Raw genomic sequence first — 3074 nt, forward strand, 5'->3', positions numbered from 1 at the left:
GGGCCGGCAGCCAGCGAGCACAGTGAGCACGCTGAACACGGCGAGCGCGGTGAGCAGGGAGCGGCGGCTGTTCCCCTACACGCTGCTGAAGGCGTTCCTGTCCTCGCATCACGCGCTGGCACAGACCGTCGACACGCGGCTGCGGTCGGCGGGCTGCACCGACGCTCAGGAGCGGTCCGCGCTCGGCCGGCTGCGCACGCTGGCGGCGGCCATGACCGACGCCGACTCCGCCAAGCTGGCGGCCCTGCTGCGCGAGCTGCGCCAGATCGGGGCCGGTCCGGGCAGCCAGGTGCGGGTCGTGGTGTTCTCCGAGCGGGTCGCGACGCTGAAGTGGCTGGCCGACGTCGTACCGGCGGCACTGGGCTTCACGGGGCGGACGGCCGCCCGGGACGCGGTGCGGGTCATGCACGGCGGCCTGCCCGACACCGACCAGCAGCGGATCGTCGAGGAGTTCTCCCAGCGGGACGCCCCGGTACGGATGCTGTTCACCGGCGACGTGGCGTCCGAAGGGGTCAACCTGCACCGGCAGTGCCACCATCTGGTGCACTACGACCTGCCGTGGAGCCTGATCCGCATCGAGCAGCGTAACGGCCGGATCGACCGTTACGGCCAGGCGCACCAGCCCCGGTTCCGGGCGCTGATCCTCACCTCGTCCGTGGACGGCGCCAGGGACGACACCACGGTCGCCGAGAAGCTGCTGGCCCGCGAGGCGGAGGCGCACCGCAGCCTCGGCAGCGCCGAGGCGGTCACCGGGGAGTATCTGGCCGACCGGGAGGAGCGCCGTCTCATCCAGGATCTGCTCGCCGGCCGCGGCGTGGAGGAGTCACTGGACGCCGGCCCGCGACACGACGTGCTGGCCGATCTGCTCGGCGGCGTCGGTGAGACGCACGTTGCCGCGCAGCCGGCGCGGGCGCGGGTGCCGACCCTGTTCGCCTCCACCGAACGGTTCGTCGACGAGGCGCTGCGGGAGGTCTTCGACTCTCCCGAGGACGCGCTCGCGCTCCGCCGCGAGGAGGGGATGATCGCTTTTGACGCCCCGGCCGACCTGGAGCGCCGCATGTCGGACCTGCCCCGCTCCTACCTGGCCGACCAGCGGGTGGACGGCCGGCTGCGGCTGAAGCTGACCTTCGACCGGGAGCTTGCCAGGCGCCGGCTGGAGCAGGCCCGCGCGAGCCGGAAGACCAGCTGGCCGGACATCGCCTACGTCAGCGACATCCACCCGGTGGTCGACTGGCTCGTCGACAAGGTGCTGGTCAGGCTCGGCCGGCAGCAGGCACCCGTCCTGCTCGCCGACGTCCCCGGCCCGGTGTTCCTCGTCCAGGGCGTGTACTGCAACCAGCTGGGCCAGCCGACCGTGGTCGAGTGGATGGCGGTCGGCGGCCTGCCCGGCGCGCCGGCCGTCGAGCCGCTGGCCGACGTGCTGGCACGGGCCGGGGTGAACCCGGCGATGACCAACCCCGCCTCCGGCGTCGATCTCGGTCGGCTGCAGAAGCTCGTCCCGGCCGCCGTCGACGTCGCCCGCGAGCATCTGGAGAAGCAGCGGGACGCCTGGGACGCGACGACGGCCGAACCGCTGCGCGCCCACCGCGCCCGCATGCTGCGCTGGCAGCAGCAGAGCCTGCTGCCGCCGGCCGCGACCGCGTCCGCTCCGCGGCGGGCCAGCAGGAAACGCGGCGTGGACGACACCGTGCGCGAACAGAACGATCTCGTCGCGCGGCTGGAGACCACGGGTGAGCCATTGCTGCGGCTGCTCGCCGTTCTGGAGCGTGCCGTATGAGCATGGAGTCCCTGACCAACCGCGGAGAGTACTTATCCGCCTACTATCTCGCCGAGCGTCTGCCCAAGGTGGTCAAGGACGGTTACCTCGGACGCTGGGCGGAGGCCGAGAAGAACCACGGGCTGTCCGCCGACGCCGACGCCGACGCCGACCGGCCCGGCGGGGCGTGGGCCGGGGGTCTCGGGGAGAACGAGCCCGCCGCGGCTCTCGGCCCGGCGGTGACGCCGCGGGCGGGCATCCGGGCGCTGCGGCGGGCCTACTACGAGCTGCGCGCCGAGATCGTCGAACTCGACGCGGCCGTTCAGGCCGCGGAACGCGACGGTGTGGAGGCGGACGAGGCCGTCCGGGAGAAGCTGCGGGACAAGCTGCACGAGCTGCACGGCCACGTCCTGCGCGCGTTCGCCTTCACCGCGCGGCCGACGGAGCTGACCGTCATGCGCGCCGGCACCGAGCACACCGTCGCAGTGGCCCACGCCGGCCGGGGCGTGCTGGCGGTCGAGTGCGGCTGGGCGACGGACACGGACGCGGCGACCGCCGCGGACGGCGCCGGCCGGCTGCTGACCCCGGTGGACGTCGACCGGCGGGAGCGGATCGAGCACGGCATGGCGCTCGCCGGCCACCTGTTCGCCCTCGACGACGACCGGCCGCGGTACGTGCTCATCCTGGCCGGCGCGGTGGTGACGCTCGCGGACAGGCTGACCTGGGGGGAGGGCCGCTACCTGGCGGTCAGCCTCGACGTCGCGTTCGGCCGCAACGACACCCGGCCCGGCGGCGAGCTCGACGTGATCGCGGCCCTGTTCGGCGCGGACACGCTGTGCCCGCCCGAGGAGGGTGGCAGCGAACGGCTCGCCGAGCTGCGGGAGGGCTCCCGGCGGCAGGCCGTCGGCGTCTCTGCGGAGCTGCGGGAGGGGCTGCGGCTGTCCGTCGAGCTGATCGCCAACGAGGTGCTCGACCGCATCCGGGAGGCCGGTGTCCGCCCCGAGCAGGTCAGGGAGCCCGAGGAGCTCGGCCGCGAGCTCACCCGGGAGGCGCTGCGCTATCTGTACCGGATCCTGTTCCTGCTGTATGCCGAGGCCCGGCCGGAGCTCGGCGTCCTACCGGTGGATCATCCGGAGTACGCCGAGGGGTACAGTCTCGCCCGGCTCGGCGACCTGGTCTCCGGCAAGCTGATCGGCGAGTCGGCGCGTAACGGCTTCCATCTGTACGAGTCGCTGGACCTGCTGTTCCGGATGGTCAACACCGGCCACCGGCCGCGCGGCGCCCACCCCGAGCCCGGCCCGGAGCCGGATCCGGCGAC

1 protein-coding gene and 1 pseudogene are annotated in these 3074 nt (G+C 73.6%); both read left to right on the forward strand.

What is annotated here, in order from left to right; all coding sequences use genetic code 11:
* Positions 1 to 1777: C-terminal helicase domain-containing protein (locus AC5LUJ_RS22400; RefSeq protein WP_493465688.1), on the forward strand; the 1777-nt coding region annotated here is incomplete at its 5' end.
* A pseudogene (locus tag AC5LUJ_RS22405) lies at positions 1774 to 3074 on the forward strand (hypothetical protein); the annotation flags it as partial. The gene AC5LUJ_RS22400 and the pseudogene AC5LUJ_RS22405, both read left to right, overlap by 4 nt.

It is taken from the genome of Protofrankia sp. CiP1_Cm_nod3, assembly GCF_982290655.1.